We start from the raw sequence: 24,132 nt of genomic DNA on the forward strand, positions 1-24,132 counted from the left end.
CGCACGAGAAGGTGGATCCACCTGCTAAGAGCTCGCCCATGACCACGCACACGAACCTCCGCGCCGCCAACATCGCTCGCCAGAACGAGTGGGATCAGGACAACCAGATCACAGCCTCCTATCGCGGCAATGAACTGGCGGGCGAGGTCGGAGAGGCCTGCAACATCATCAAGAAGCTGGAGCGGGAGCGCCTCGGCATCCGCGGCTCAAGAGCAACTGCAGAAGAACTGGCGGATGAACTCGCTGACGTCGTGATCTGTGTTGATCTGATCGCCATGCACTACGGCATCGACCTCGAGGCGGCGATCGCTCGCAAATTCAATGCAACGAGCGAGAGGGTCGGCTTGGAGACGCGGCTTGCGGCACCGAACGATGGCGGTGAAGCATGACCCGCTACGCCGCAGAAACGTCTGTCTCGCAGGATCGTAGCCGGGCCGAGATCGAAGCGACCCTGAAGCGCTACGGCGCCACGTCGTTCATGTATGCGAGCGAGCAGACAGCGGCCATGATCGGCTTCCGCATCAGCGACCGCATGGTGAAGTTCGTCCTGCCCATGCCCGACCCGAAGTCGCGCGAGTTCACGCACCATTCGCGGGGCCAGCGGACGCCGGATGCTGCGCTGAAGGCTTGGGAACAGGCTGGCCGTCAGCGCTGGCGTGCACTGGCCCTCGTCATCAAGGCGAAGCTGGAGGCCGTCGCGGCCGGGATCACGACTATCGAAGACGAGTTCCTGGCGCACACCGTCCTGCCAGACGGATCGACCGTGGGCCAGTTCATGCAGCCCCAGCTCGCCATCGCCTATGAGCAGGGCTCGATGCCGACCACACTTCTGCTCGGAGGGCCAGCATGACCCCCATCGTCCTGATCTGCGCCGTCCTCGCCATGAGCGACGGAGACAGCGGCCGGTGCCATACGGCTGACGGCGAGCGCCACCGCGTCCGGCTGGCCGGCATCGACGCTGGCGAGGTCGCGCCCTTCACCCGCTGCCGCCAGCGGCCAAATGTCTGGGCCTGCTCGCCCGAGGCCAAGGCCAGCGGACCGGCAGCAACGGCCCGCGCCCGGCAACTCGCAGCCAACGGCACCCGCTGCACCGTCCAGTCCCGCGACCGCTATCAGCGCATAGTGGCCACCTGCACGGTCAACGGCCGCGACCTGGGCGCCACCCTCGTTCGTGAGGGCCTGGCCATATCCGACACCAACTACGGCGATCCCTACCGCCAGCAAGAGAACGAAGCCCGTGAGAGAGGAAGGGGGATGTGGCAGTGAACGACGACTTCAAGATCGCGTACACGATCAAGGAGGCCTGCGACGCCACCGGCATCGGTCGATCGACCCTCTACACCCTCATCAAGGAACGGCGTGTCGTGGTGGTGAAACTCGGCACTCGGACACTTATCCCCAAGAAGTCGCTAGAGCGCCTTTTCGAGGAAACGCCGCGCGCGGCCTGACTTTGCGGGTAGGGAGAAAGTTAGGGAGAACCTCTAGAACGCCCCGGAAATCCAGTGTTTCTGGTGTGGTTTAGACGGTCTCTCTGTCCGCCATCCTTCTTGATCAGAACTCCACCCCGGCTTGCGCCTTCACCCCGCTGCGGAAGGGGTGTTTGACCATCTGCATGTCGGTGACGAGATCGGCCGCCTCGATCAGGGCGTCCGGGGCGTTGCGGCCGGTGATGACGACGTGGGTGTCGGCCGGACGGGCGGCCAGGACCTCCAGCACCTCCTCGACCGGCAGATAGTCGTAACGCAGGGCGATGTTCAGCTCGTCGCAGACGACCATCTTCCATTCCGGGTCCATGATGCGGGCCTTGGCGGCCTCCCAGGCGCGGCGGACGTTGGCGATGTCGGCGGCGCGATCCTGGGTGTCCCAGGTGAAGCCCTCGCCCATCGGCCGCATCTCGACCAGATCGGGGAAGCTGTCGAACAGGGTCTGTTCGCCCGTCTCCATCGCCCCCTTGATGAACTGGATGATGGAGGTCTTCATGCCGTGGCCGATCATGCGGCAGACCATGCCCATGGCCGCCGTCGACTTGCCCTTGCCTGTCCCGGTGTGGACGATGACCAGGCCGCGCTCGACCGTCTTGGACTGCATCATCCGGGCGCGGGCGGCCTGGATGCGCTTCATCTTCTCGGCGTGGCGGGCGTTCAATTCGGCGTCGTGCGGATCGTTCATCGGCGTCTGTCTCCTTCAGAGGTCAGGTTCAGTTCGAAGGGGGCGCCCCAATCGGTCTCGGCGCCCCGGCCGATGGCCTCGACGGCGCGGATCATGGCGCCGCCGCGATCCAGCAGGCGGTCGGCCAGCGCGATGATCAGGGGGTTGGGCGTGGCCGTCGGCGCGGCGTCTCGCAGACACGCGGCCCACTCAGCCTCCCGCCCCCGCGCGGTGCGGGCGCAGGCGATCGCATAGGCCACCGCCGTCGAACGACTGACGCCTGCCCAGCAATGGATCAGCAGGGGGCGTGCGCCGGTCCATCCCTTCGCAAAGGCCAGCAAAGCCTCGACGTGTTCCGTTGAAGGCGCGACCAGCCCCTCGCGCGGGGCGGCGATATCGTTGAAGCGCAGGTCCAGCCGATGCTCGGCGTCGAAGGCCGCGCCAGCCCCCGGCGGGGCCAGCGTCACCAGATGCGACGGCTGGTGCGCCGCCAGCAGCCGCTCGACCTGCGGCAGGGGCGAGACGATCAGCCTCATGCCGCCAGCAACCCGGCGACGGCCAGCAGGAAACCAACCTCGAACATCTGTTCGACCGCGCCCAGCACATCGCCGGTGCGCCCGCCGATCAGCCGCTGCGCCTGCCATGCCGGGACAGCGCCGACGACCAGCCCCCCCGCCACGCCGACCACGCCCGCCATGACCGGCAGCAGGGCCAGCGGCCACAGGGCGATCAGAATGGCGACCGCCAGTCCTGCCACCGAGGCGCGGTCTGGCCTGCCCTCCTTGGCCATGCCGGGGTCGCCGCCATAGGGCATCAGCGCCATCGCCCCGACCGCCCCAGCCCGGCCCAGGCCATGTGACGCGACCAGCGCCGCCGCCGCCATCCACGGCGACACAGCGACCAGCATCGCCAGCGCCGCGACCCGCAGCGCCAGCGTGAGCCCCAGCGTCAGCGCGCCGTATGAGCCGAGGCGGCTGTCCTTCATGATCTCCAGCCGCCGCGCCCGCGTCTGGCCGCCGCCCAGACCGTCGGCCGTGTCGGCCAGTCCGTCCTCGTGGAAGCCGCCGGTCATCGCCACGCCCGCCGCCACGGCCAGCAGGGCCGCGATCCACGGGCTCCAAACCTGCGCCGCGCCATACAGGATGGCCGCCGCGATAAGCCCCACCACCTGTCCGACCAGCGGGAACCAGCGCGCGCTCTGCTGGATCCACTCCGGCTGGAAATCACGCAGCGGCGGCGTCGGCAAGCGCGTCAGGAACTGCAGGGCGCAGACGAACAGCCGCGCCTCGCGCCCGATCATCGCGCGGCCTCCAGTATGTCCTTCAGCTCGGCCACGTCGGACAGCAGGGCGCAGGCCGCCTTCAGCAGCGGCACGGTCAGCAACGCGCCTGTCCCCTCGCCGAGCCGCATGTCGAGGCCCAGCAGGGGTTGCGCCTCGACCGCCTCCAGCATCCGGCGATGCCCCGCCTCGGCCGAGGCGTGGGCGAAGATGCAGTAGTCGCGCGCATTCGGCGCCAGCCGGATCGCCAGCAGGGCCGCCGCCGAGCCGATGAAGCCGTCGACGATGACCGGCGCGCCCGCCCGAGCCGCGCCCAGCAGAGCCCCGGCCATCATGGCGATCTCGAAACCGCCGAACTGGGTCAGCACCTCCAGCGGCGCCGTCGCGTCCGAGCGGGCGGCGGCCTGCGCCAGCACGGCCTGCTTGCGCGCCATGCCCTCGGGCGAATGCCCCGCCCCCTGCCCCACGCAGTCGATCAGCGGCGCGGGCGCCAGCCGGTGCATCAGCAGGGCCGCCGACGCGCTGTTGCCGATGCCCATTTCGCCCAGCGCGATCACATCGGCGCCGTCATCGATGGCAGCCCGTGCGATGGCGGCGCCCTCCAACAGGGCGGCCTCAGCCTGATCGGGCGTCATGGCAGGCTCGACTGAGGCGTCCTTCGTGCCCGGCGCGACCTTGGCGTGGATCAGGCCAACCCGGTCCGACAGGTCGGCGGCGACGCCCGCGTCGATCACCTGCACCTGCGCGCCAACGACCCCGGCAAAGGCGTTGGCGCTGGCCCGCCCCGTCAGCAGGGTGTCCACCATGGCCACGGTCACGCCCGCCGGATAGGCCGCCACGCCCGAGCGCGTCAGGCCGTGATCTCCGGCGAAAACCAGCAGCACGGGCCGCTCCACCGTCGGTCGCAGAGTCTGCTGGATCAGCCCGAGCGTCAGGGCCAGATCCTCGATCCGCCCCAGGGCGCCGACCGGTTTGGCCTTGCCGTCCAGCGCCTGCCGCAGCGGCGCGCGCAGCCCCTGATCCAGCGCCGGAACGGAGAAGAGGTCGGTCAGTTCGGTCATGTCAGTCCTGCGATCCGAGCCAGCGCCGGAATGTCGAAATGGGTTTCCAGAACGGCGGCAATGCGGTCCAGCGCCTGATCCACTCGCGCGCCCTGGTCCACGCCGTCGGACACGGCGCCGATTTCCGTCAGCAGGGCCGCTCGCGCCTCGGCCCGATCGAACAGGCCGTGGACATAGAGGCCCGCGATCCGCCCATCGCCCGAGCGCGCGCCGTGCGCCGCTCCGTCGATCATGGCGAACGGACGCGCCGTATCCGGGCCGTCGGTGCGGCCGATGTGAATCTCATACCCCTCGACCGCCGCGCCCGAGGGCGTCAGCCGTCCAGTGACCCGGCGCAGGGTCTTGGCCCCCGCCAGCACCGTCTCGACGTCCAGCAGGCCCAGCCCCGGCGCCGAACCCGCCACGCCCTCGACGCCGTCAGGATCGCTGATCGTCCGGCCCAGCATCTGATAGCCGCCGCACACCCCCAGCACCCACCCGCCGCGCCGCACATGGGCGGCGATGTCCACGTCCCAGCCCTGCGCGCGCAAAAACGCCAGATCGGCCAGCGTCGCCTTGGTCCCCGGCAGGATGATCAGGTCGGCGTCCCCCGGCAGGGCCTGCCCCGGCGGCACGAAGCCGAAGTCCACGCCCGGCTCATGCCGCAGCGGATCGAAGTCGTCGAAATTGGCGATGCGCGACAGCATGGGCACGGCGATCCGCACCTTTCCGCCACGCCCGTCGCCCGACCGCTCCAGCACCACGGCGTCCTCGGCCGGAAGCGCTCGCGCATCCGCCAGCCACGGCGCCATGCCCAGATCCGCCCAGCCCGTGCGCCGCGTGATCTCGGCCCGACCCTGATCGAACAGGGCCGGATCGCCGCGAAACTTGTTGATGATGTAGCCCCGGATCATCGCCCGGTCTTCATCGTCCAGCACCGCATGGGCGCCGACCAGAGCGGCGATCACATGGCCCCGATCGATATCGCCGACCAACACCACCGGCACGTCCGCCGCGCGGGCGAAGCCCATGTTGGCGATGTCCCCGGCGCGCAGGTTGGTCTCGGCCGGGCTGCCCGCCCCCTCGATGATCACCAGATCGGCTTCGGCCTGAAGACGGCGGAAGCTGTCCAGAACCACGTCCAGCAGGGCGGCCTTGCGGTCCTGATAGCCCGCCGCCTGCCACACGCCCTCGACCTGACCGCGTACGACCAGCTGGGCGCCCGTGTCGCTCTGCGGCTTCAGCAGGACGGGGTTCATGTCGACCGTCGCCGGCGTACGGCACGCCAGCGCCTGAAGCGCCTGGGCGCGGCCGATCTCGCCGGTGCGGCCAGCTTGATCGGACGCGGTGACGGCGGCGTTGTTGGACATGTTCTGCGGCTTGAACGGCCGCACCGTCAGGCCGCGATTGGCGAAGACGCGGCACAGACCGGCGACCAGCACCGACTTGCCCACGTCCGAGCCGCAACCCTGAATCATCAGCGCGGCCATGCGAAGCCCCCGCAGATCAGCAGCATCAGCAACAGGGCGCAGGCGACGCCGTAAACCTTCAGCCCTCGCTTCAGATCATGGGCGGACGGCGGCGCCCAGTCGCCGAAGACAGGTCGGTCGGTCATGACGCCGTCATAGCGGACCGGCCCGCCCAGTCGAACCCGCAGGGCCCCCGCCATCGCCGCCTCGGTCCATCCGGCGTTGGGCGAGGCGTGCTTGCCAGCGTCGCGCCACATGATGCGCCAACCCTGGCCGCCCGCCAGCGCGATCAAGACGCCCGCAATGCGCGCCGGTATCCAGTTCATCACATCGTCAGTGCGCGCCGCGGCCCAGCCGAAGGCCCGCCAGCGCGGCTCCCGGTGGCCGATCATGCTGTCGGCGGTGTTGATCGCCTTATAGACGAACAGCCCCGGCAGGCCCCCGATCACGAACCAGAAGACCGGCGCGACCACGCCGTCGCAGAAGCTCTCGGCCAGACTTTCCAGGGCAGCGGTCGCGACCTCGCTCTCGTCCATCGCCTCGACGTCGCGGCCGACGATCATGCCGACCGCCAGACGCGCGGCGGGCAGATCGCCCGCCTTCAGCGGCCGGGCCACGGCGCGGACGTGATCGAACAGGCTGCGCGCCGCCAGCCCCGTCGCGCCGCAGACCAGCAACAGCATCAACCCCGGCCAGAAGGGCGATACGGCGGCCAGCGCCTGCACGCCCCAGCCCGCGCCGCCCGCGACCGCGATCAGGATCAGCACCGTCGCGACGCCCAAAGCACGGCGAGCGCTCTCGGGCCGTTCCGCCCCGTTCCACTGTCGTTCCAGCGCCGCGATCAGAGCCCCGATCCACACGACCGGGTGCGACAGGCGACGCGGCCAGCCGACGACGCCCTCGACCAACAGGGCCCCCGCGACGATCCAGGGCGTGGGCAGGCTGCTAACGGGCACGGCCGACCATCTCCAGCACCGGGCCGCGCGCGCCGTCCAGGGTGCGCGCCTCGACGCCGTACGCCGCCTTGAGCACCGCTGGCGACAGGGCCTCGGCCGGGGCGGCGTCGGCCAGCACCCGCCCCTCGGCCAGAACGATCACCCGATCCGCCACGCGCAGGGCGGCGTCGAGATCGTGCAGCGTGAGGACCACGCCCCGCCCCTCTTCATCCGCCAGCCGCCGGAACAGATCGCAGGCGTCCAGCACATGGCCCGGATCGAGGCCCGCCAGCGGCTCGTCCGCCAGCAGCCATTGCGGTTCTCCGGCCAGGGCGCGGGCGATCAGCACGCGCGCCCGCTCGCCGCCCGACAGGGTCGAGACGATGCGGTCGGCGAAGCTTTCCACCCCCGCCACGGCCATGGCGCGGGCCACTGCGGCGCGGTCGTCCGCCCTCAACCCCCAGGCGCCGACGTAGGGCGTGCGGCCCAGGCCGACGAAGGTGCGCCCCTCGACCGCCCAGGCGATCTCGGCGTTCTGGGGCAGATAGGCGATGCGCCGTGATCGCGCGCGCGCGGGCAGGTCGCGCAATGCTCGGCCGTCCAGCGTCACCCGGCCCGCGTCGGGCGTCCGCAACGCCGCCAGACAGTCCAGCAGGGTCGACTTGCCCGCCCCGTTCGGTCCGACGATCGCCGTCACCAGCCCGGGCGCGAAGGCCGCGTCGACGCCGTTCAGCACCGCCTTGTCGCCCAGGCGGACCGACAGGTTCTCCGCGCACAGGAAGCTCATGTCAGCTTCCTTCTCATGCTGATCAGCAGGGCCAGGAAGAAGGGGCCGCCCAGGGCCGCCATGGCCACGCCCAGCTTGATCTCGGTCGAGGCGGGCGTCAGCCGCACCAGAATGTCCGCCGCCAGCGTCAGGGCCGCGCCGCCCAGGGCCGAGGGCAGCAACAGGCCGCTGGGCCGGGCGCCGATCAGGGGCCGCAGCAGATGCGGCACGATCAGGCCGACGAAGCCGATCGACCCCGTCACCGCCACCGCCGAGCCGACCGCCAGCGCCGCCCCCAGCGCCAGCATCATGCGCCCGGCATCCAGCCGCACGCCCAGCGACCGTGCTCCCGCCTCGCCCAAGGTCAGGGCGTCCAGCGTCCTTCCTTGCGTCAGCAGCAGCAGGCAGCCCAGGATCATGCCCGGCGCCGCCAGCCTCAGCTCGACCACGCTGCGGTCGGCCAGCGACCCCATCAGCCAGTTGACGATCTCGTTCACCGCCCAGGGATTGGGCGCCAGGTTCAACGCCAAGGCCACGCCCGCCCCCGCCATGGTCTGGATCACCACCCCGGCCAGGATGAAGGTGACGACGCTGCTGGTCGCCCCCGCCAAGGCCAGCAGCAGCAACACGCCGATCCCCGCCCCGATCATGGCCGCGACCGGCAGCACCCACGGCGCGCTGGCCGCCGCGCCCAGATAGAAGGTCAGCACCGCCCCCAGCGCCGCCATGGTCGAGACGCCGAGAATCGCCGGATCGGCCAGCGGGTTGCGGGTGTAGCCCTGCAACGCCGCCCCGGTCAGGCCCAGCACCGCCCCGACCATCAGGGCCAGCACCGTGCGCGGCAGGCGCAGCTCGAACAGGATGGCCCAGGCGGGATCGCCGCGCTGGCTCGCCCAGTCGCTCCAGGGAATCCAGACACGGCCCGCGCTCATGCTGGCGACGGACAGGGCGGCGATCAGGAGCAGCAGCCCGATCATCACCAGGGGACGCGGCAGGGTCATGTCAGGGCCTCCAGCGCCGTGCGGCGCGCGCGCGCCAGGGCGGCAGCGGTCTGGATCAGCACCGGGCCGCCGCAATAGAGCAGCTTCTCTTCCAGTTGCGCCTGCACCATCCGATCGGACAGGGACTTCAGCGCCGGATGACGCATGACCCGGTCGGCCCAGGTGCGCGAGCCGCGCACCGGCACGCCGCTGAGCAGCACCTGCGGCGGGTCGGCCAGCAGGCGCTCGACCGGCACGTTTCCCCATTTGCCCAGGCCGTAGCGGCCGGCGACATTCTCGAACCCGGCGCGGGTCATCATCTCGTCCATCAGGGTGCCGCGCCCGGCGGCGAAACCGTTGGGCTGATAGATCAGGGCCGTCAGCCGCGCCGATCCGGGCGGCGGGGCGGCGGCGGCGATGGCGGCCTCGATGCGCGCGATCAGAGTCTGACCCCGCGCCGGGCGGGCGACCAGACGAGCGACCTCGCGCACGTGGTCCAGGCTGGCGGCCACGCTGTCGGGCACGGCGAACAGTTCGGTCTGAATGTTCATGCGATCCAGGGCGTTGCGCGTGGACAGGGCGCTGTGGCGGCTGGTCAGCACCAGATCGGGGCGCAGGGCGATGACCTCCTCCGCCGTCTCCCAGGTGAAGGGCAAGGTCTTGGCCACCTCGGAAATGGTCGAGCCGACCGGCTCGCGCGCATAGTGGCTGAGGGCCGCGATCTGCCCCCGATCAGCGACATGGACCAGGATGGCGTCAAGGCAGGCGTTCAGCGAAACCACGCGGCGCGGGGCGGCGTCGGCCGCAGCCGGCCCGGCGACCAGCATCGCCCCCGCGCCCACCAGCGCCTGTCGCCGGGTCGGCCTCATCCGAAGGCCTCCAGCGCGCGTTGCAGTCGAGGGAAGTCGCGCTCGGCCGCGACGCCGAAGCGTAGGGCGTCGGGCGTGTGATCGAACGGCCGGGTCAGGATTCCCGCGCGGCACAGGTGCTGGAACCAGCGCGCGGCATGGGGCGTGCGCGTCATGCGGAACAGGCTGGTCCCGCCGATGATCTGGAACCCCGCCCGCGCCAGCAGGTCGTCCAGCCGATCGGCCCGCTCGGCCAGGGCCGCCTCGGTCCGGCGCCGCCAGGCCTCGTCAGCATAGGCGCCCAGCCCCAGCGCCAGGGCGTCGGCGCTGACCGGCCAGTCGCCCTGAAGCGCGCGCAATCGCCGGATCAGCTCGGGCGCCGCCAGCATGAAGCCCAGCCGCACCCCGGCCAGTCCATAGAACTTGCCGAAGGAGCGCAGGACGATCAGCCCCGACTCGGCCAGGTCCGACACGCTGTCTCCGGGCGCGCATTCGATGAAGGACTCGTCCGCCACCAGCCAGCGGCCCGCCTTGGAGCGCGCCCGCGCCATGGCGATCAGATCGGCCCGCCGGGTCAGGCGGCCGTCGGGGTTGTTCGGATTGACGACGACCAGCACGCCCGCCTGCGAGGCCGCCGCCTGATCAGGCGCGATCAGGCGCGTCGCCACGCCCGCCGCCCGCCAGGCCTCGGCATGGGCGCCGTAGGTCGGGCCGACCACCTCGACCGCCCGTACGCCCAGCAGTAGAGGCAGCAGACGGATCGCCGCCTCGGCGCCCGCAACCGCCGCCGTCCGCTCAGGCGACGCGCCGAAGGCGGCCGCGGCGACGGCCTCCAGCGCCGCCAGGGCGGCGGGATCAGGCAGGCCGTTCAGCGCCTCCTCCGACGCGCGCGGTCCTCGCCACGGTTCGGGATTGATCCCCGTGGACAGGTCCAGCCAGGGCTGCGGCGCGTCGGGATAGGCGGCCGCGGCCGTCATCAGGCCGCCGCCGTGCCGGGTCGCCGTCGTCAGGAACGCGGCGTCCTTCATCACATCAGAACCGGACGCGAACGCCGCCGAACACGCCGCGGCCCGGCGCGCCGTAGTTCAGGACCGTCTGATAGTCCTCGTCGAAGGCGTTCTCGATCCGGCCGTAGACTTCAAGGATGTCGTTGACCGGATAGGAGGCGCGCAGATCGACCAGGGTGTAGGCGCCGACCTTCACCGTGTTCGTATCGTTGTTGAACGTCTCGCCGACGTAACGCACGGCCACGCCCGTCTTCAGGCCGAAGGCGAAGGCATAGTCGGCGGCGAAGTTCGCCATATGCTCGGGACGGCGCGTCAGACGCTTGCCGTCCGTGGTGCCCGAGGCGCTCTTGGCGTCGGTCCAGGTATAGTTGGCGCTGACGTTCAGGCGCTCCGTCACATCCACGCGGCCGACCAGTTCGACGCCTTGCGCCTCGGTCTTCTGGACGTTGCGGTAATAGCCCCAGCGGCCCGCGCCGTTGACGGTGCACAGCGGGTCCGTCGAGGGCGTCGAGCAGCCGTTGTAGCGGATCTCATTGTCCGCCTGGCGATTGAAGTAGGTCGCCGAGACGACAGCACGGTCGAACAGGCGCTGCTCGACGCCGATCTCCCAGCTGTCGAACTCTTCGGGCTGAAGCGTCAGGTTGCCGTACTCGCTGTACAGCTCATACAGGCCCGGCGCGCGGAAACCCTGGCCCCAGCTGGCGCGCACCACCGTATCGCCCTCGTTCAGGGCCCAGGCCGCAGCGACCTGGCCCAGCAGGTTGTCGCCATACTGGGCGTGGTCGTCATAGCGCAGGCCGCCGGTCAGGGTCAGGCCGTCCAGCACCGTCCACTGCAACTGGCCATAGGCGCTGTTCAGCTCGGCCTCGCCGCGACCGAAGGCCGGGTTCGGATCCCAGTCGCCAGGCGACCGGGTCTTCATCTCCGACTTCTCGTGCTCCAGGCCGAAGGTCGCGTTCAGCGCCTCGGTGAAGGCGAAGGCGCCCTGATATTCCCAGCGGCGGTTCTGGCCTTCTGCGTCGAAGGTCAGGGTCTGGACCGTGTTGTCCGGGTTGAAGTTGCGGCGATCCGTATCGGTGTGGGCGTAGCCGATGCGGTTGCGGAACCGGCCGTCCAGCAGGTCGAAGTTCAGGCCGGCATAGGCGACCAGCTCCTGGGTCTTGCCGTATTCGCGGCTGTCGCCGTTGAAGGCGTCGAAATCGTTGCGGCCGCTGGACCAGACCGAGCGCAGGTCCAGCGAAACAGCGTCCGTCACCTTGACGTTCAGGCGGCCCGACAGGCCGGTGTTGGTGTAGCCGTCGTCTTCGGTCCCCTCTGCGAAGGCCGAGAAGCCGTCAGTGTCATAACGGCTGGCCGCCAGACGCCAGCTCAGGCGCTCATTGGCGCCGCCGACGCCGCCGCGGAAATAAGTCGTGCCGCGCGCGCCGGCCTCGGCGTCGAGGCTGCCTTGCAGGACTTCGGTCGGCTCGGCCGTGACGATGTTGACCACGCCGCCGATGGCCTGGCTGCCCCACAGGGTCGACTGGGCGCCGCGCAGCACCTCGATGCGCGCCGTGTCGCCGATCAGCAGGTTGCCGAAGTTGAAACCGCCCTGCGTCGAGGACGGGTCGTTCAGCTTGACCCCGTCGATCAGGACGACAGTGTGCTGGCTCTCGGCGCCGCGGATGTTGACGCCCGTCGAGGCGCCGACGCCGCCGTTGCGAGTGAAGCTGACGCCCGGCGTCTGGGCCAGCAACTCGACCACGGCCGGGGTCTGGCGCGCCTCGATAGCGGCCTGGGTCAGGACGGTGACGGAGGCGCCGACGCGCTCGATCGGCTGGGCCGAGCGGTTGGCGGTGACGACCACGTCCTCGACGGCGATGGCGCCGGCGCGACCCGCCACGTCAGGAGCGGCGGCCTGTTGATCGACGGTTTCAATAGCGAAAGCAGGCGCGGCGGCCAGAAGGCTGGCGGCGGCCAGGGTAGCGAATGCGGTCCGGTTCATTCCGGGTCTCCATATGACGACGCCGCGCCGGACCGCCCGTCGCCCGGATGAGCGAAAGCGGCCGCTGACGCGGCTGGTTTACGACTGTCGTCACACGAGTTGCCTCGACCGCCCGGCACATCCCGACCGCGCGGAGAACGACGGCGACAGGCAGGTCTCCTGGCTCGCGGATCAAGGCCGGTGCGCGTCGCCTTCCCAGTAGTCGTTCAGGCCGTGGCCTTCCGGACCGCCAGTGGCGTATGACGCGCGGGCTAGCCGCTTACAGTTGCGGGAACAGCCGGAGTTTCACACTCCGTTCCCTTTCAATCCCCTTTCGGGGAACCTGACGCGACCGTGGCAGTAGGACCGCGCGCGGTTCAGGTCAACCGGAGAGACGACGCATGACCCTGACGCTGGTTCTCGGCGGCGCCCGTTCCGGCAAGAGCGGCTACGCCCAACGACAGGCCGAGAGGGCCGCCGAGGCGGCGGGCCGCACGCCCGTCTTCATCGCCACCGCCGAGGCCTTCGACGACGAGATGCGCGACCGCATCGCCCGCCATCAGGCCGAACGCAACCAGGGCTGGCGCCAGGTCGAGGCGCCGCTGGATCTGGCCGAGGCCGTGCGCGCCCTATCGGCCGAGGATGTGGCGGTGGTCGACTGCCTGACCCTGTGGCTCAGCAATCAGATGCTGGCCGAGCGCGACCTAGCCGCCGCCTTCGACGACCTGGCCCCGGCCCTGGCCGCCTGCCCCGCCACGCTGTGGGTCGTCAGCAATGAGGTCGGCTGGTCCCTGGTCCCCGACAATCCGCTGGGCCGACGCTTTCGCGACGAGGCCGGCCGCCTGAACCAGCGCATCGCCGCCGTCGCCGACGCGGCCTGTCTGATCGTGGCCGGGATGCGTCTGCCGCTGGAGCGGATCTAGCCTCTAAAGAGCGAAGTCCAGCCGGCCGGCCCAGCGCCGCGTCAGCTCGGGCCAGGCGTCCGCCGGTCGGCCGGCGATCAGGCGCGTTCCGAAACCATGACCGCCTTCCTGGAACAGGTGGGCTTCGGTCCTGACGTCGGCCGCCTTCAGGCTGGAAAGAAGCATGAGGCTGTTCTCGACCGGCACCGAGGCGTCGTCCATCGCATGGATCAGGAAGACCGGCGCGGCGCCCGACCAGTCCATCTGCTCGAGCGAATAGGCCGCGATCGCCTCGGCGCGAGGCGCGGCGCCGAGCAGGTGGGCGCGGGACCCAGCGTGGACGTAGGGGTCCGTCATGGTTGCGACGGGATAGAGCAACACCGTCAGATCCGGCCGCAGGGACGCCGTATCGGCGCCGTCGATCGAGGCGTAGGCGGCGTCCGTCCGGGCGCTGGCCAGACCCGCCAGATGGCCGCCGGCTGATGCGCCCAGCACCGCCACGCGATCCGGCCGCACGTCGAACTCCGCCGCGCGGCTGCGGATCAGCCGGATCGCCCGCTGCACGTCCTGCAGGGGGGCGTCCGGTCCCGCCGCCCAACCATCAGCCGGCAGCCGATAGCGCAGCACGAAACAGGTCGTCCCGCTGGCGGCGAAGACGCGGGCCACGTCGAAGCCCTCCTTGTCCAGAACGGACCAGCGATAGCCGCCTCCTGGAATCAGGAGCATGGCCGAACCGTTCGGCCGGGCGGGCCGCACCACCGTCATCAGGGGATCGGTCGTGTACTGGGCGTAGCGGTCGCGATAGCTCGGGTCCGTCGATCGCTCCGGCACGATGGGAACCACGCTCACGCCTTCGCCGCCCGGCGCGCCGGCGGGCCACAAGCGGACCGTCTCGGTCGGGTCGGGCGGCGCAACAGCCTGATTGCGCGCCAGGACGACGCCCGGCGCGGCGAACGCGCCGCCAGCGGCGGCTCCAACCCTCAACAGGGCGCGGCGATGGATGTTCATGAAACCCTCCCGGTGGAATTGAAGAGGGGCGCCCGCCCCCTCAGACGAGCGCCCCTCTCGGCGTCGGGTCCTTAGACCTTGGCCGGTTCGTATCTGGGCGAGATGATGTGGACCACCAGCAAGGCCACCAGATAGGCCGAGGCCGCCACCACGAAGATCGGGGTGTAGGTGCCCAGCTTGTCCAGCACGAAGCCGGCGTACTTGGCCATGATCATGCCGCCGATGCCGCCCAGCATCCCGCCGATTCCGACGACCGAGCCCACCGCTCCACGCGGGAAGACGTCGCCGGGGAAGGCGTAGAGGTTGGCCGAGAAGCCCTGGTGAGCCGCCGTGGCCAGACCGATGATCAGCACCGCGATCCACAGGTTGGAGGCGAACGCCGCAAAGGCGACCGGGACGGCGCACAGGGCGCAGATCAGCATGGTCAGCTTGCGGGCCTTGTTCAGGTTCATACCGCGGTTCATGAAGCGTCCCGACAGCCAGCCGCCGCCGACCGAGCCGACGTCGGACAGCAGGTAGATGGCGACGATCGGCGGGCCGAAGGTCTTCAGATCCAGCCCGTAGGTCTTGCCCAGGAAGTCGGGCAGCCAGAACAGGAACATCCACCAGATGGGATCGATCAGGAACTTGCCCGCGGCGTAGGCCCAGGTTTCCTTGACCGTCAGCAGCTTCTTCCAGCCGATCTTCTCGACAGGGTCGGCGGGGTCCTGCTCGATCCACTCCAGTTCGGCCGTCGACAGCTTCTTCACTTCACGCGGACGGCGATAGACGATCAGCCAGATCGGCAGCCAGATCAGGCCCAGCAGGCCGGTGATGACGAAGGCCATCTGCCAGCCGAAGCTGAGCACCAGAACCGGGACGAGCAACGGCGTGACGATGGCGCCGATATTGGTGCCTGCGTTGAACAGGCCGGTGGCGAAGGCGCGTTCCTTCTTGGGGAACCACTCGGCCACGGCCTTGATGCCGCCGGGAAAGCCGCCGGCCTCGCCGACGCCCAGGATCATGCGGGCCATGATGAAGTGCGACAGGTCGCGGGCCGCGCCGTGCATCATGTGGCCGATCTGCCAGATGAAGAAGGCGACCCCCAGGCCCCAGCGCGCGCCGATCTTGTCCATGACCCGACCGAAGATCAGGTAGAAGACGGCGTAGGACGCCTGGAACCAGAAAACGATGTCGGCGTAATCTGTTTCGGACCAGCCCAACTCGGTCGACAGGGTCGGCTTCAGGAAGCCGATCATCTGACGGTCGACGTAGTTGATCACCATGGCGGCGAACAACAGCCACATGACGATCCAGCGGTATTTGCCGGCCGGAGGGGCCGTCACGCGGATCGGCCCTCCCTTTTCGGCGGTCTGCGAAGCCTCGGTCATCGAAGGCGTCCTCTTCCGTTTGTTTCCTCGGCGCGTCCCGTCTTCTGCATCCCTCTGCGGACGGGTGGGCGCCTGATTTCCTGTGTCAGCCGATCGGTCAGCCTCTCGGATCGTGTTGCGGGCGGGCCTTCACCATGCGGCAGCGAACCTCGCCGGCGCCGGCGAAACGGCAGACCGATTCATCGCCGATGTCCACGCGGTGGACGCCCGTGACCGCGCCTGTCGAGATCAGAGTCCCCGCCGTCAACGGCCGTCCGCGGCGCGCGCCGTGCTCCAGCAGGAAGCGGACCGATTCCAGCGCGCCCCCGGCCAGCGAAGCCGAGCCGCCCCGGCCCACGCTCTGGCCGTTGATCAGGGTCTCGACCTCAATGGTCTCCATCCGCGCGCGCCAGTCGGTCAGTTCGGGACCGATCACCAGTCCGCCGTTGTTGCCGAAGTCCGACGCCACCACGGCCGAGCCCAGGTCGTTGATGCTGGACAGCGGGCTGCCGGCCAGCTCCACCCCGATGAAGACGGCGTCGATCTGATCGGCCGCGTCCGCCAGCGTCCAGTCCGTGCGGTTCGGATCGACGTCGGCGCCGATGCGGGCGATGAACTCGGCCTCTACGGCGGCGAAACCGCCTTCGATGGCCGGCAGGTCCGTCGGCTGCCCGCCTGCGGTCCAGACGTTGGCCGCAAAGATGGCGCCCGCCACCCGGTGCGCGCCCAGCACGGCCTGTTGCGCCGGCGGGACGCCGCCGACCTTCCAGCCGACGACCTGGTCCGGGAACAGGGCGATCGCCTGATCCTGAATGGCGTAGGACCGGCTCAGGGCGTCAGGCGTCGCCCCCGGATAATCCGGCAGGGCTCGCGCCGCCAGCCGATGGTCCACGAAAGCCTGCGCTACGGCCAGGTCGGCGGCCGGGTCCGTCGCCGCCGTCACAGGCCGCGCTCCGAAGATAGAATCTGATGGATCAATGTGACGCCCCGATTGAAAGCTCCGGATAATGGCGGCTCATGGAAACCGGTGTCAATCATTCATCGCCAATGAACCGTGGCGTCTGACGCCCGGCGCGGCTATGGCTGGTCCAGGAACCAGGAAAGGGGGACGCCTTTGTCAGAACGGGATTCGCAACCGGCGAAATCCGGCAAGCGCGCCACCATCAATGACGTCGCCCGCGTGGCGCAGGTCTCCAAGAAGACCGTGTCGCGCGTCATCAACCAGTCTCCGTTCGTGCGCGAGGAAACCCGCGCCCGCGTTCAGGAGGCGATCGACGAACTGGGCTTCGTGCCCGATCCGCAGGCGCGCGGCCTAGCCTTCCGCCGGTCCTTCCTGGTCGGGATGATCTACGATCAGCCCAGCCCCACCTATGTGGTCAACATGCAGCAGGGCATCCTGGACGCCCTGAAGGGGTCGGGCCTGGAACTGGTGGTGCATCCGTGCAGCCGGACTTCCCCCACCCTGCTGAAGGACATTCGCGGCTTCGTCGAACGCCAGCGGCTGTTCGGCGTCATCATGCCGCCCTCGGTGTCCGAGGACGAGACGGTGATCGAACTGCTGCGCGAGCTGGACACCCCCTATGTCCGCATCGCCTCGATCGCCCTGGACCAGCCCCAGAACATGGTGGTGACCAACGACTGGATCGGCGCCGCCGAGGCCGCCCGGCACCTGGTGGATCTGGGCCATCGGCGCATCGCCCTGGTGCGCGGCCTAGCCTCCTTCCGCTCATCGGTCGTGCGCGGCCAGGGCTTCATCGACGCCTTGAAGGAACGCGGCGTGGACTTGCCGCCCGCCTATGACATCCAGGGCGCCTACACCTTCGATTCGGGACGCGAGGCCGCCCACGCCTTGCTGTCCCTTCCCGAACCGCCCACCGCCATCTTCACCCTGAACGACGACATGGCCCTGGGCGTCATGCAGGCCGCGCGCGAACGGGGGCTGGAGCTGCCGCGCGACCTGTCGGTGGTGGGGTATGACGACCTGCCGATGGCGGCGCATATCTGGCCCAATCTGACCTCGGTGCGCCTGCCGATCCGCGACATGGGTCGGATGGCGGCGGAAAAACTGCTGGCGCCCATGCGCGGCGTCGATCCCGCCAGGCTGCAGCAACCGGAAATCCGCCCTTCCCTCGTGGTGCGTCGCTCCGCCATCCAGGTCTAGGCCGTCCGCCTGCGCGCAGCCGACGCGCCCGCGACAAAAGGCCTCCTCTTGCCCAAAGCACTGACACCGGTTACCAAACTGGACACGACATAGGCGGATCATCCCGCCGATGAATGATTCCGGCCTGCGGAATCCTGGAGGAACAAGGTGTACGACAAGGTTTATCACGCGACCCATCCGGACATGATGGAGGGCGCCTCCAACGAACAGCTGCGCGACCGCTATCTGGTCGGCGGCCTGTTCCAGGCGGGCCGGATCAGCCTGAACTATTCGCACAACGAGCGCATGATCATCGGCGGCGCCATGCCGACCGACGCGGCGCTGAGCCTGCCGACCCATTCCGAGCCGCCGTCGCTGGCCGGCCAGCCTTTCCTGGTCGCGCGCGAACTGGGCGTGGTCAACATCGGCGGCGCAGGCACGGTGACCGTCGACGGCGAGACCCTGGACCTGGATTTCCGTGACGGCCTCTACATCCCGATGGGCGCCGCCGACGTCTCCTTCACGTCGAAGGACGCCGCCAATCCGGCCAAATACTACCTGATCTCGACCCCGTCCCACACGCGCTACGACCTGGCCAAGATCTCGATCGCCGAGGCTGTGCCGCTGGAGATGGGTTCGCTCGAGACCTCGAACGAACGCACCATCTATCAGTACATCGTCCCCGCCAAGGTGAAGTCCTGCCAGCTGCTGCTGGGCGTGACCGTGCTGAAGCCCGGCTCGGTGTGGAACACCATGCCGCCGCACCTGCACGACCGTCGTTCGGAGGCCTATCTCTACTTCGGCCTGGGCGAAGACGACCGCGTCTTCCACTTCATGGGCGAGCCGGACAAGGCGCGTCACATCATCATGGCCGACGGCGAGGCCGTCATCAGCCCGCCGTGGTCGATCCACATGGGCGCCGGCACGTCGAACTACACCTTCATCTGGGGCATGGGCGGTGAGAACCTCGACTACACCGACATGAACAAGCTCGACATCTGTCAGCTGAAGTAAGGGGAACCAGGGCATGGCTGATCCTTTCGATCTGACGGGCAAGGTCGCCCTGGTGACCGGCGGCAACACCGGCCTGGGTCAGGGCATCGCCCTGGCCCTGGCTGGGGCCGGGGCGGACGTCGCCTCGGTCGCCCGCCGGGCGTCAGACGACACCGTGGGCAAGGTCCTGGCCAAGGGCCGCAAGGCCGTCTCCATCCAGGCCGATCTGACCTCCATGGAGCCGATCGAGCGGATTCTGGACGAGACCGAGGCCGCGCTCGGCCCGGTGGACATCCTGGTGAACAACGCCGGCATCATCCGCCGCGCCGACGCCGTGGATTTCACCGAGCAGGACTGGGACGACGTGATGAACGTCAACCTCAAGGTCCTCTTCTTCCTCAGCCAGGCGGCGGTGAAGCGGATGATCGCGGGCGACCGTCCGGGCAAGATCATCAACACCGCCTCCATGCTGTCCTATCAGGGCGGCATCCGGGTCCCGTCCTACACCGCGTCGAAATCCGGCGTGGCGGGGCTGACCAAGCTGATGGCCAATGAGTGGGCCAAGCATGGGATCAACGCCAACGCCATCGCACCGGGCTATTTCGCCACGGACAACACCCAGGCGCTGCAGGACGACCCGGTGCGCTCCAAGGAGATCCTCGGGCGCATTCCGGCCGGCCGCTGGGGCGATCCGGCCGACCTGGGCGGCGCGGCCGTCTTCCTGGCCAGCCGCGCCAGCGACTATGTGCAGGGGATCACCCTGCCGGTCGACGGCGGCTGGCTGGCGCGCTGATCCCGCGCTAGCGTCCAGACCATGAGCGACGACCACCCAGCAGCCCCCGGGCCTCAAACCGCGAACGGCGGCAAGATTCTCTGCTTCGGCGAGATGTTGCTGCGGTTCAGCCCGAACCAGAACGAGCTGTTGCTTCAATCCCCCGCCCTGACCGTGCGTCCGGGCGGGGCCGAGGCCAATGTCGCCGTCGCCCTGGCTCGCTTCGGCGCGCCGGCGGCGATGGCGACCGTCCTGCCCGACAACGCCTTGGGACAGGCGGCGCGCGACGAAGTGCGTCGCTATGGCGTGGACGCCTCCCCCATCGTTTTCTCGCCCGGCCGCATGGGGCTTTACTTCCTGACGCCCGGCGCCGTGCGGCGACCGTCGGAAGTCCTCTATGACCGCGCCGGCTCCGCCTTCGTCGAACGCGTCGCCGACGCCTTCGACTGGGACGCCCTGCTGGACGGCTATGAATGGCTGCACGTCTCGGGCGTGACGCCGGCCACCGGCCCCAACGGCTCGCGCGCGGCTGTCGAACTGGTCGAAGCCGCCGTCCGCAAGGGCGTCCGCATCAGCTACGACGGCAATTTCCGCGGCAAGCTGTGGGAACAGTGGGACGGCGATCCCCCCGGAACCCTGGGCCGGATGCTGGCGGGGGCCGAGGTCGCCTTCGCCGATGATCGCGACTTCGCCCTGGTGCTCGGCCGCCGCTTCGATCACGCCGACCCCGGCGTGCGCCGCCGCCTCGCCGCCGCCGCCGCATTTGAGGCCTTCCCGCGCCTGCAGCGAATCTCCTGCACCCTGCGCGTTCAGGAGAGCGTCGCGGATCAGGCCCTGTCCGCCGTCATGCTGACGCGCGGCGCGAACGGCGAGGTGATCGAAACCGCCGCCGAGGCCATCCACATGACCGGCGTGGTCGACCGGGTGGGCGGCGGCGACGCCTTCGCCTCCGGCGTGCTGTTCGGCCTGTGGAGCGGCTGGTCGGACCAGGAGGCGCTCGACTTCGGTCTGGCCGCCGCCGGTCTGAAACACTCGGTGCCCGGCGACTTCAATCTGTTCACCGCCGCCGAGGTTCGCGCGGCGATGGGCGACGGGGGCTTCGACATCCGCCGCTGACGGTTTCGTGAAACCGCGCGCCGCCACAGTCGCGCTCAAACACTAGGAAACCGGTGTCATCCGTGTTTAGCTTCGCCTGCAAGCAGCCGTCAGAGCTGCGAGGCGACGCATCCGAGGGAGACACCATGTCCGCAACATCCATGAATCGCCGCGCCCTGCTGGCCGCCGGCGCCGCCGCGACCTTCACGGCCGCCTCCGCCCCCGCCCTGGCCCGGGGCATGATCCAGACCGCGCCCGACCGCGACGCCATCGTGGCGACGATGAAGCGGGCGACCCGCTTCATGACCGATGAGGCCGCCGTCGGAGGCGGCTATGTGTGGAATGTCCTGCCGGACTTCTCGCGCCGCTGGGGCGAACTGGAAGCCTCGCCGACGATGATCTGGGTCCAGCCGCCCGGCACCGCCACGGTCGGCCATGTCTTCCTTGACGCCTATCACGCCACCGGCGACGAACAGTTCTATGAAGCCGCCAAGTCCGCCGCCGACGCCCTGATCCGCGGCCAGCATCCCGCCGGCGGCTGGAACTACGTCATCGACATGGCGGGCGAGGAGTCGCTCAAGCGCTGGTACGCCACCTACGGCAAGAACGCCTGGCGGATGGAGGAATTCCACCGCTACTACGGCAACGCCACCTTCGACGACGCGGGAACGGCCGAGGCTTCGCAACTGCTGTTGCGGATCTATCTGGAGAAGCGCGAGCGCAAGTACCGCGCGCCCCTGGACAAGGCGATCCAGTTCGTCCTCGACGCCCAGTATCCGAACGGCGGCTGGCCCCAGCGCTATCCCTTCGTCGAAAACGGCGGCCTGCACGGCCATGAGGACTACACCCCCTACATCACCTTCAACGACGATGTGGCGGGCGAGAACCTGGAGTTCCTGCTCTACGCCTATCACGGGCTGGCGACGAACGGCCGAGGCGACCTGCGGGTGCTGGACGCCATCCATCGCGGCATGGACATCTTCGTGAAGACCCAGCAGCCCCTGCCCCAGCCGGCCTGGGGCCTGCAGCACTTCCCCGACACGCTGAAGCCCGCCGGCGCCCGAACCATCGAGCCCCAGGCCTTCGCCACCCACGCCACGGGAACCAACATCAAGTCGATGATGGGCTTCTATCGTCTGACCGGCGAGCGCAAATACATCGCCCGCCTGCCCGAGGCCCTGGACTGGCTGGATCAGGTGAAGACGCCCCAGAACCTGATCGCGCCGGGGCGCACCCACCCGACCTTCATCCTCGAGGGATCGAACACGCCCGTCTACATCCACCGGCGCGGGTCGAACATCACCAACGGCCAGTATTACTACGACGACAACCCCAACAACCTGATCGTCCACTACGGCTCGTTCCGCAACGTCGACACCGCCGCCCTGCGCCGCGAGTACGAGACGCTGGCGTCGCAGACCCCGGACGAGGTCAGCCGCAACTCCCCGCTCAAGGCCCGTCCGGGCGCGCTGCAACTACCGAAATACTTCACGCTTCAGGACGTGGACGTCTGGGACATGTCCACCGACGCCCGACGCCTGACCCGGCCTGCCGCGGACCGGGCGGGTCAGTTGGTGACGACGCTGAACGCGCGCGGCTACTGGCCCTCGCTCATGACCACGACGTCCAACCCCTACATCGGGGAGGCGCCGGCGGCGGTGACGGGCGGAGAGTATCAGACCACCCGCGTCGGCGACCTGTGGGATACCTCGCCCTACACCACCGACTACCCGGTCGAGTGCGTCTCGACCCAGGTCTTCATCCGCAACATGGGCGAACTGATCGAGGCGCTGGAGGGCTGAACTCAGCCTGGAGGCGGGCGCCTAGAGCGAAATCGGTTTAGTTGGACGCATGTCCAACTAAACTCAGATATTCGCTCCAGATAATTCTGGACCATTGTTCTGGGTTCAGTCGATTCCGACTGAACCGAAAATGGTCTAGAGATAGGCGCCCACCTGCCAGGGCACGAACTCATTATCGCCGATGCCCAGGGCCTCGGACTTCGACGGCTCGCCCGAGGCCACGGCCAGCATCCGCTCGAAGATGGCCTGCCCGACCGCCTCCATCGACGCGCCCGTCAGCACTGGCGAGGCGTCGATGTCCATGTCCTCATCCATCCAGCTGGCCAGCCTGGCGTTGGAGGCGACCTTGATCGACGGCGCAGGCTTGGCCCCGAACACCGAGCCCCGTCCGGTCGTGAACACGATCAGATTGGCGCCCGAGGCGATCTGGCCCGTCGCCGAGCAAGGGTCGTAACCGGGGCTGTCCATGAAGCTCAGCCCCTTGGCGGCCAGCGGTTCGGCATAGCCGATCACGTCGTTCAGCGGTGTGGAGCCGGACTTGGCCACCGCTCCCAGCGACTTCTCGAGGATGGTGGTCAGGCCGCCCTTCAGATTGCCGGGCGACGGATTGTTGTTCAGCTCCATCCCATGCCTGTCGGCATAGGCGCGCCACCAGGCCAGACGAGCGTTCAGCTTGTCCGCCACCCCTTGCGACGCCGCACGCCGCAGGAGCAGGTGTTCGGCGCCCCAGATCTCGGGCGTCTCCGACAGCATGGCCGAACCGCCGTGGGCGACGAGCATATCCACGGCTGCGCCCAGCGCCGGATTGGCGGTCACGCCGGACCAGCCGTCCGAGCCTCCGCATTGCAGACCCACCGTCAGGTGCGAGGCCGACACCGGCTGACGCTCGACCTTGGCGGCCTCGGCCGCCAGTTCGCGGACGATCTCGATCCCCGCCTCGATGGCGCGGGCCGTGCCGCCAGCTTCCTGAATGGTCAGGGCGCGCAAGGTCGGCCCCGCCTCCAGCCCCTCATTGGCCAGCCAGGCTGGGATCTGGTTCGCCTCGCAGCCCAGGCCGACGATGAGGATCGAATGGAAGTTCGGATGCCGGGCGTAACCCGCCAGCGTCCGCTGCAGCAGGATCACGTCGCTCGACAGCGACGAGCCTCCGCAACCGCCCTGATGGGTGAAGGCGACCACGCCGTCCACGCCGTCGGGCAGGCTGGCGTCAGGGAAGGCGTCGGCGATGCGGCGCGCCACCGTGGCCGAGCAGTTCACACTGGTCAGGACGCCGATGTAGTTGCGCGTGCCGACCCGGCCGTCCGGCCGCACGATGCCGTTGAAGGTCGCGCCGGACAGCGGCGCCGGGCGGCGGACGTCGGCGCCCACCTCGGCCTCGCGTCCGTCCTCGGCCATGGCGAGGTTGTGGACGTGGACATGGTCCCCGGCGGCGATGGCTTCGCGCGCTCGGCCGATGACCTGGCCATAACGGCGGACCAGGCCGCCCTCCTCCACCGCCCGCCGGGCGATCTTGTGGCCGGTGGCGACGGCGGCGCGCGCCGGTGTCTCCAAGCCCTCTGGCGTCTCGCCCGCAGCAATGTCGTCCAGGGCGATGGCGACGTCATCGGCGGGGTTCAGGATCAGGACCCGGCTCATC

At 69.3% G+C, this 24,132-nt stretch carries 25 protein-coding genes and 1 riboswitch; of the genes, 10 read left to right on the forward strand and 15 right to left on the reverse strand.

Translation table 11 applies throughout. The features are described 5' to 3' along the window. Positions 1-38 precede the first annotated feature (38 nt). Genes ACWIDZ_RS04480 through ACWIDZ_RS04495 form a run of 4 tightly spaced genes read left to right on the forward strand, consistent with a single transcriptional unit; the run spans position 39 to position 1,448 of the window. A complete protein-coding gene (locus ACWIDZ_RS04480; RefSeq protein ID WP_453988938.1) occupies positions 39-389 on the forward strand; it encodes a MazG nucleotide pyrophosphohydrolase domain-containing protein in 351 nt (116 codons plus the stop codon). Next, complete coding sequence (locus ACWIDZ_RS04485; protein ID WP_453988939.1) at positions 386-850, forward strand: hypothetical protein; 465 nt, start codon at positions 386-388, stop codon at positions 848-850. The genes ACWIDZ_RS04480 and ACWIDZ_RS04485 overlap by 4 nt, the downstream gene beginning before the upstream one ends. Beyond that, a complete protein-coding gene (locus tag ACWIDZ_RS04490; protein WP_453988940.1) occupies positions 847-1,266 on the forward strand; it encodes a thermonuclease family protein in 420 nt (139 codons plus the stop codon). Before ACWIDZ_RS04485 ends, ACWIDZ_RS04490 begins: the two co-directional genes overlap by 4 nt. Then, positions 1,263-1,448, forward strand: coding sequence for a helix-turn-helix domain-containing protein (locus ACWIDZ_RS04495; RefSeq protein WP_453988941.1), 186 nt, complete (start codon positions 1,263-1,265; stop codon positions 1,446-1,448). Before ACWIDZ_RS04490 ends, ACWIDZ_RS04495 begins: the two co-directional genes overlap by 4 nt. Before the next feature lie 103 nt (positions 1,449-1,551). On the opposite strand, the gene cobO is transcribed toward ACWIDZ_RS04495, so the two are convergent. From cobO to ACWIDZ_RS04550, 11 genes are read right to left on the reverse strand one after another with little or no spacing between them, the layout of a single operon-like run. Then, positions 1,552-2,169 (reverse strand): cob(I)yrinic acid a,c-diamide adenosyltransferase, encoded by a 618-nt coding sequence (gene cobO / locus ACWIDZ_RS04500; protein WP_313520488.1) that lies wholly within the window; start codon positions 2,167-2,169, stop codon positions 1,552-1,554. Further along, entirely contained in the window at positions 2,166-2,684 is a 519-nt protein-coding gene (locus ACWIDZ_RS04505; protein WP_453988942.1) for a tyrosine phosphatase family protein, read from the reverse strand. The genes cobO and ACWIDZ_RS04505 overlap by 4 nt, the downstream gene beginning before the upstream one ends. Continuing rightward, positions 2,681-3,448 carry an adenosylcobinamide-GDP ribazoletransferase gene (gene cobS / locus ACWIDZ_RS04510; RefSeq protein ID WP_453988943.1) on the reverse strand — a complete coding sequence of 256 codons (768 nt, stop codon included), beginning with the start codon at positions 3,446-3,448 and terminating at the stop codon, positions 2,681-2,683. The genes ACWIDZ_RS04505 and cobS overlap by 4 nt, the downstream gene beginning before the upstream one ends. Next, on the reverse strand, positions 3,445-4,488 hold the full coding sequence (cobT, locus tag ACWIDZ_RS04515; RefSeq protein WP_453988944.1) for a nicotinate-nucleotide--dimethylbenzimidazole phosphoribosyltransferase: 1,044 nt from the start codon (positions 4,486-4,488) through the stop codon (positions 3,445-3,447). Before cobT ends, cobS begins: the two co-directional genes overlap by 4 nt. After that, positions 4,485-5,957, reverse strand: a complete 1,473-nt coding sequence (locus ACWIDZ_RS04520; RefSeq protein WP_453988945.1) for a cobyric acid synthase — start codon at positions 5,955-5,957, stop codon at positions 4,485-4,487. Before ACWIDZ_RS04520 ends, cobT begins: the two co-directional genes overlap by 4 nt. Continuing rightward, the gene (gene cbiB / locus ACWIDZ_RS04525) at positions 5,945-6,892 is read right to left on the reverse strand and encodes an adenosylcobinamide-phosphate synthase CbiB (protein ID WP_453988946.1); all 948 of its coding nucleotides are present in this window, start codon (positions 6,890-6,892) and stop codon (positions 5,945-5,947) included. Before cbiB ends, ACWIDZ_RS04520 begins: the two co-directional genes overlap by 13 nt. Next, positions 6,882-7,658, reverse strand: a complete 777-nt coding sequence (locus ACWIDZ_RS04530; RefSeq protein WP_453988947.1) for an ABC transporter ATP-binding protein — start codon at positions 7,656-7,658, stop codon at positions 6,882-6,884. The genes cbiB and ACWIDZ_RS04530 overlap by 11 nt, the downstream gene beginning before the upstream one ends. Beyond that, on the reverse strand, positions 7,655-8,638 hold the full coding sequence (locus tag ACWIDZ_RS04535) for a FecCD family ABC transporter permease (RefSeq protein ID WP_453988948.1): 984 nt from the start codon (positions 8,636-8,638) through the stop codon (positions 7,655-7,657). The genes ACWIDZ_RS04530 and ACWIDZ_RS04535 overlap by 4 nt, the downstream gene beginning before the upstream one ends. Then, the gene (locus ACWIDZ_RS04540; protein ID WP_453988949.1) at positions 8,635-9,486 is read right to left on the reverse strand and encodes an ABC transporter substrate-binding protein; all 852 of its coding nucleotides are present in this window, start codon (positions 9,484-9,486) and stop codon (positions 8,635-8,637) included. Before ACWIDZ_RS04540 ends, ACWIDZ_RS04535 begins: the two co-directional genes overlap by 4 nt. Next, positions 9,483-10,493, reverse strand: coding sequence for a threonine-phosphate decarboxylase CobD (gene cobD / locus ACWIDZ_RS04545; RefSeq protein ID WP_453988951.1), 1,011 nt, complete (start codon positions 10,491-10,493; stop codon positions 9,483-9,485). The genes ACWIDZ_RS04540 and cobD overlap by 4 nt, the downstream gene beginning before the upstream one ends. Before the next feature lie 4 nt (positions 10,494-10,497). Further along, a complete protein-coding gene (locus tag ACWIDZ_RS04550) occupies positions 10,498-12,456 on the reverse strand; it encodes a TonB-dependent receptor plug domain-containing protein (protein WP_453988953.1) in 1,959 nt (652 codons plus the stop codon). Positions 12,457-12,588: 132 nt separating this feature from the next. Further along, positions 12,589-12,797, reverse strand: a riboswitch (cobalamin riboswitch). 39 nt (positions 12,798-12,836) lie between these two features. On the opposite strand from ACWIDZ_RS04550, the gene cobU reads away from it, so the two are divergent. Next, entirely contained in the window at positions 12,837-13,358 is a 522-nt protein-coding gene (cobU, locus tag ACWIDZ_RS04555) for a bifunctional adenosylcobinamide kinase/adenosylcobinamide-phosphate guanylyltransferase (RefSeq protein WP_453988954.1), read from the forward strand. A 3-nt stretch (positions 13,359-13,361) separates the two neighbouring features. On the opposite strand, the gene ACWIDZ_RS04560 is transcribed toward cobU, so the two are convergent. From ACWIDZ_RS04560 to ACWIDZ_RS04570, 3 genes are all read right to left on the reverse strand, one after another. After that, a complete protein-coding gene (locus ACWIDZ_RS04560) occupies positions 13,362-14,345 on the reverse strand; it encodes an alpha/beta hydrolase (RefSeq protein ID WP_453988955.1) in 984 nt (327 codons plus the stop codon). Between the two features lie 71 nt (positions 14,346-14,416). Beyond that, positions 14,417-15,631, reverse strand: a complete 1,215-nt coding sequence (locus ACWIDZ_RS04565; protein ID WP_291777102.1) for an MFS transporter — start codon at positions 15,629-15,631, stop codon at positions 14,417-14,419. A 181-nt stretch (positions 15,632-15,812) separates the two neighbouring features. After that, positions 15,813-16,637 (reverse strand): 2-keto-4-pentenoate hydratase, encoded by an 825-nt coding sequence (locus ACWIDZ_RS04570; RefSeq protein ID WP_343828644.1) that lies wholly within the window; start codon positions 16,635-16,637, stop codon positions 15,813-15,815. Between the two features lie 171 nt (positions 16,638-16,808). Between ACWIDZ_RS04570 and ACWIDZ_RS04575 the strand changes: the two genes are divergently transcribed. From ACWIDZ_RS04575 to ACWIDZ_RS04595, 5 genes are all read left to right on the forward strand, one after another. Next, positions 16,809-17,855, forward strand: coding sequence for a LacI family DNA-binding transcriptional regulator (locus ACWIDZ_RS04575; protein ID WP_291776945.1), 1,047 nt, complete (start codon positions 16,809-16,811; stop codon positions 17,853-17,855). Between the two features lie 147 nt (positions 17,856-18,002). Continuing rightward, positions 18,003-18,848, forward strand: a complete 846-nt coding sequence (kduI, locus tag ACWIDZ_RS04580) for a 5-dehydro-4-deoxy-D-glucuronate isomerase (RefSeq protein ID WP_453988957.1) — start codon at positions 18,003-18,005, stop codon at positions 18,846-18,848. Between the two features lie 13 nt (positions 18,849-18,861). Next, positions 18,862-19,620 (forward strand): 2-dehydro-3-deoxy-D-gluconate 5-dehydrogenase KduD, encoded by a 759-nt coding sequence (gene kduD / locus ACWIDZ_RS04585; protein ID WP_453988959.1) that lies wholly within the window; start codon positions 18,862-18,864, stop codon positions 19,618-19,620. Positions 19,621-19,641: 21 nt separating this feature from the next. Further along, a complete protein-coding gene (locus tag ACWIDZ_RS04590) occupies positions 19,642-20,715 on the forward strand; it encodes a PfkB family carbohydrate kinase (protein WP_453988960.1) in 1,074 nt (357 codons plus the stop codon). Between the two features lie 125 nt (positions 20,716-20,840). Beyond that, positions 20,841-22,496, forward strand: a complete 1,656-nt coding sequence (locus ACWIDZ_RS04595; protein ID WP_453988962.1) for a pectate lyase — start codon at positions 20,841-20,843, stop codon at positions 22,494-22,496. A 135-nt stretch (positions 22,497-22,631) separates the two neighbouring features. Here ACWIDZ_RS04595 and ACWIDZ_RS04600 read toward each other — a convergent pair whose 3' ends face one another. Beyond that, positions 22,632-24,131, reverse strand: coding sequence for a UxaA family hydrolase (locus ACWIDZ_RS04600; RefSeq protein ID WP_453988963.1), 1,500 nt, complete (start codon positions 24,129-24,131; stop codon positions 22,632-22,634). Position 24,132 lies beyond the last annotated feature (1 nt).

The sequence above is a fragment of the Brevundimonas sp. NPDC055311 genome (assembly GCF_053645695.1).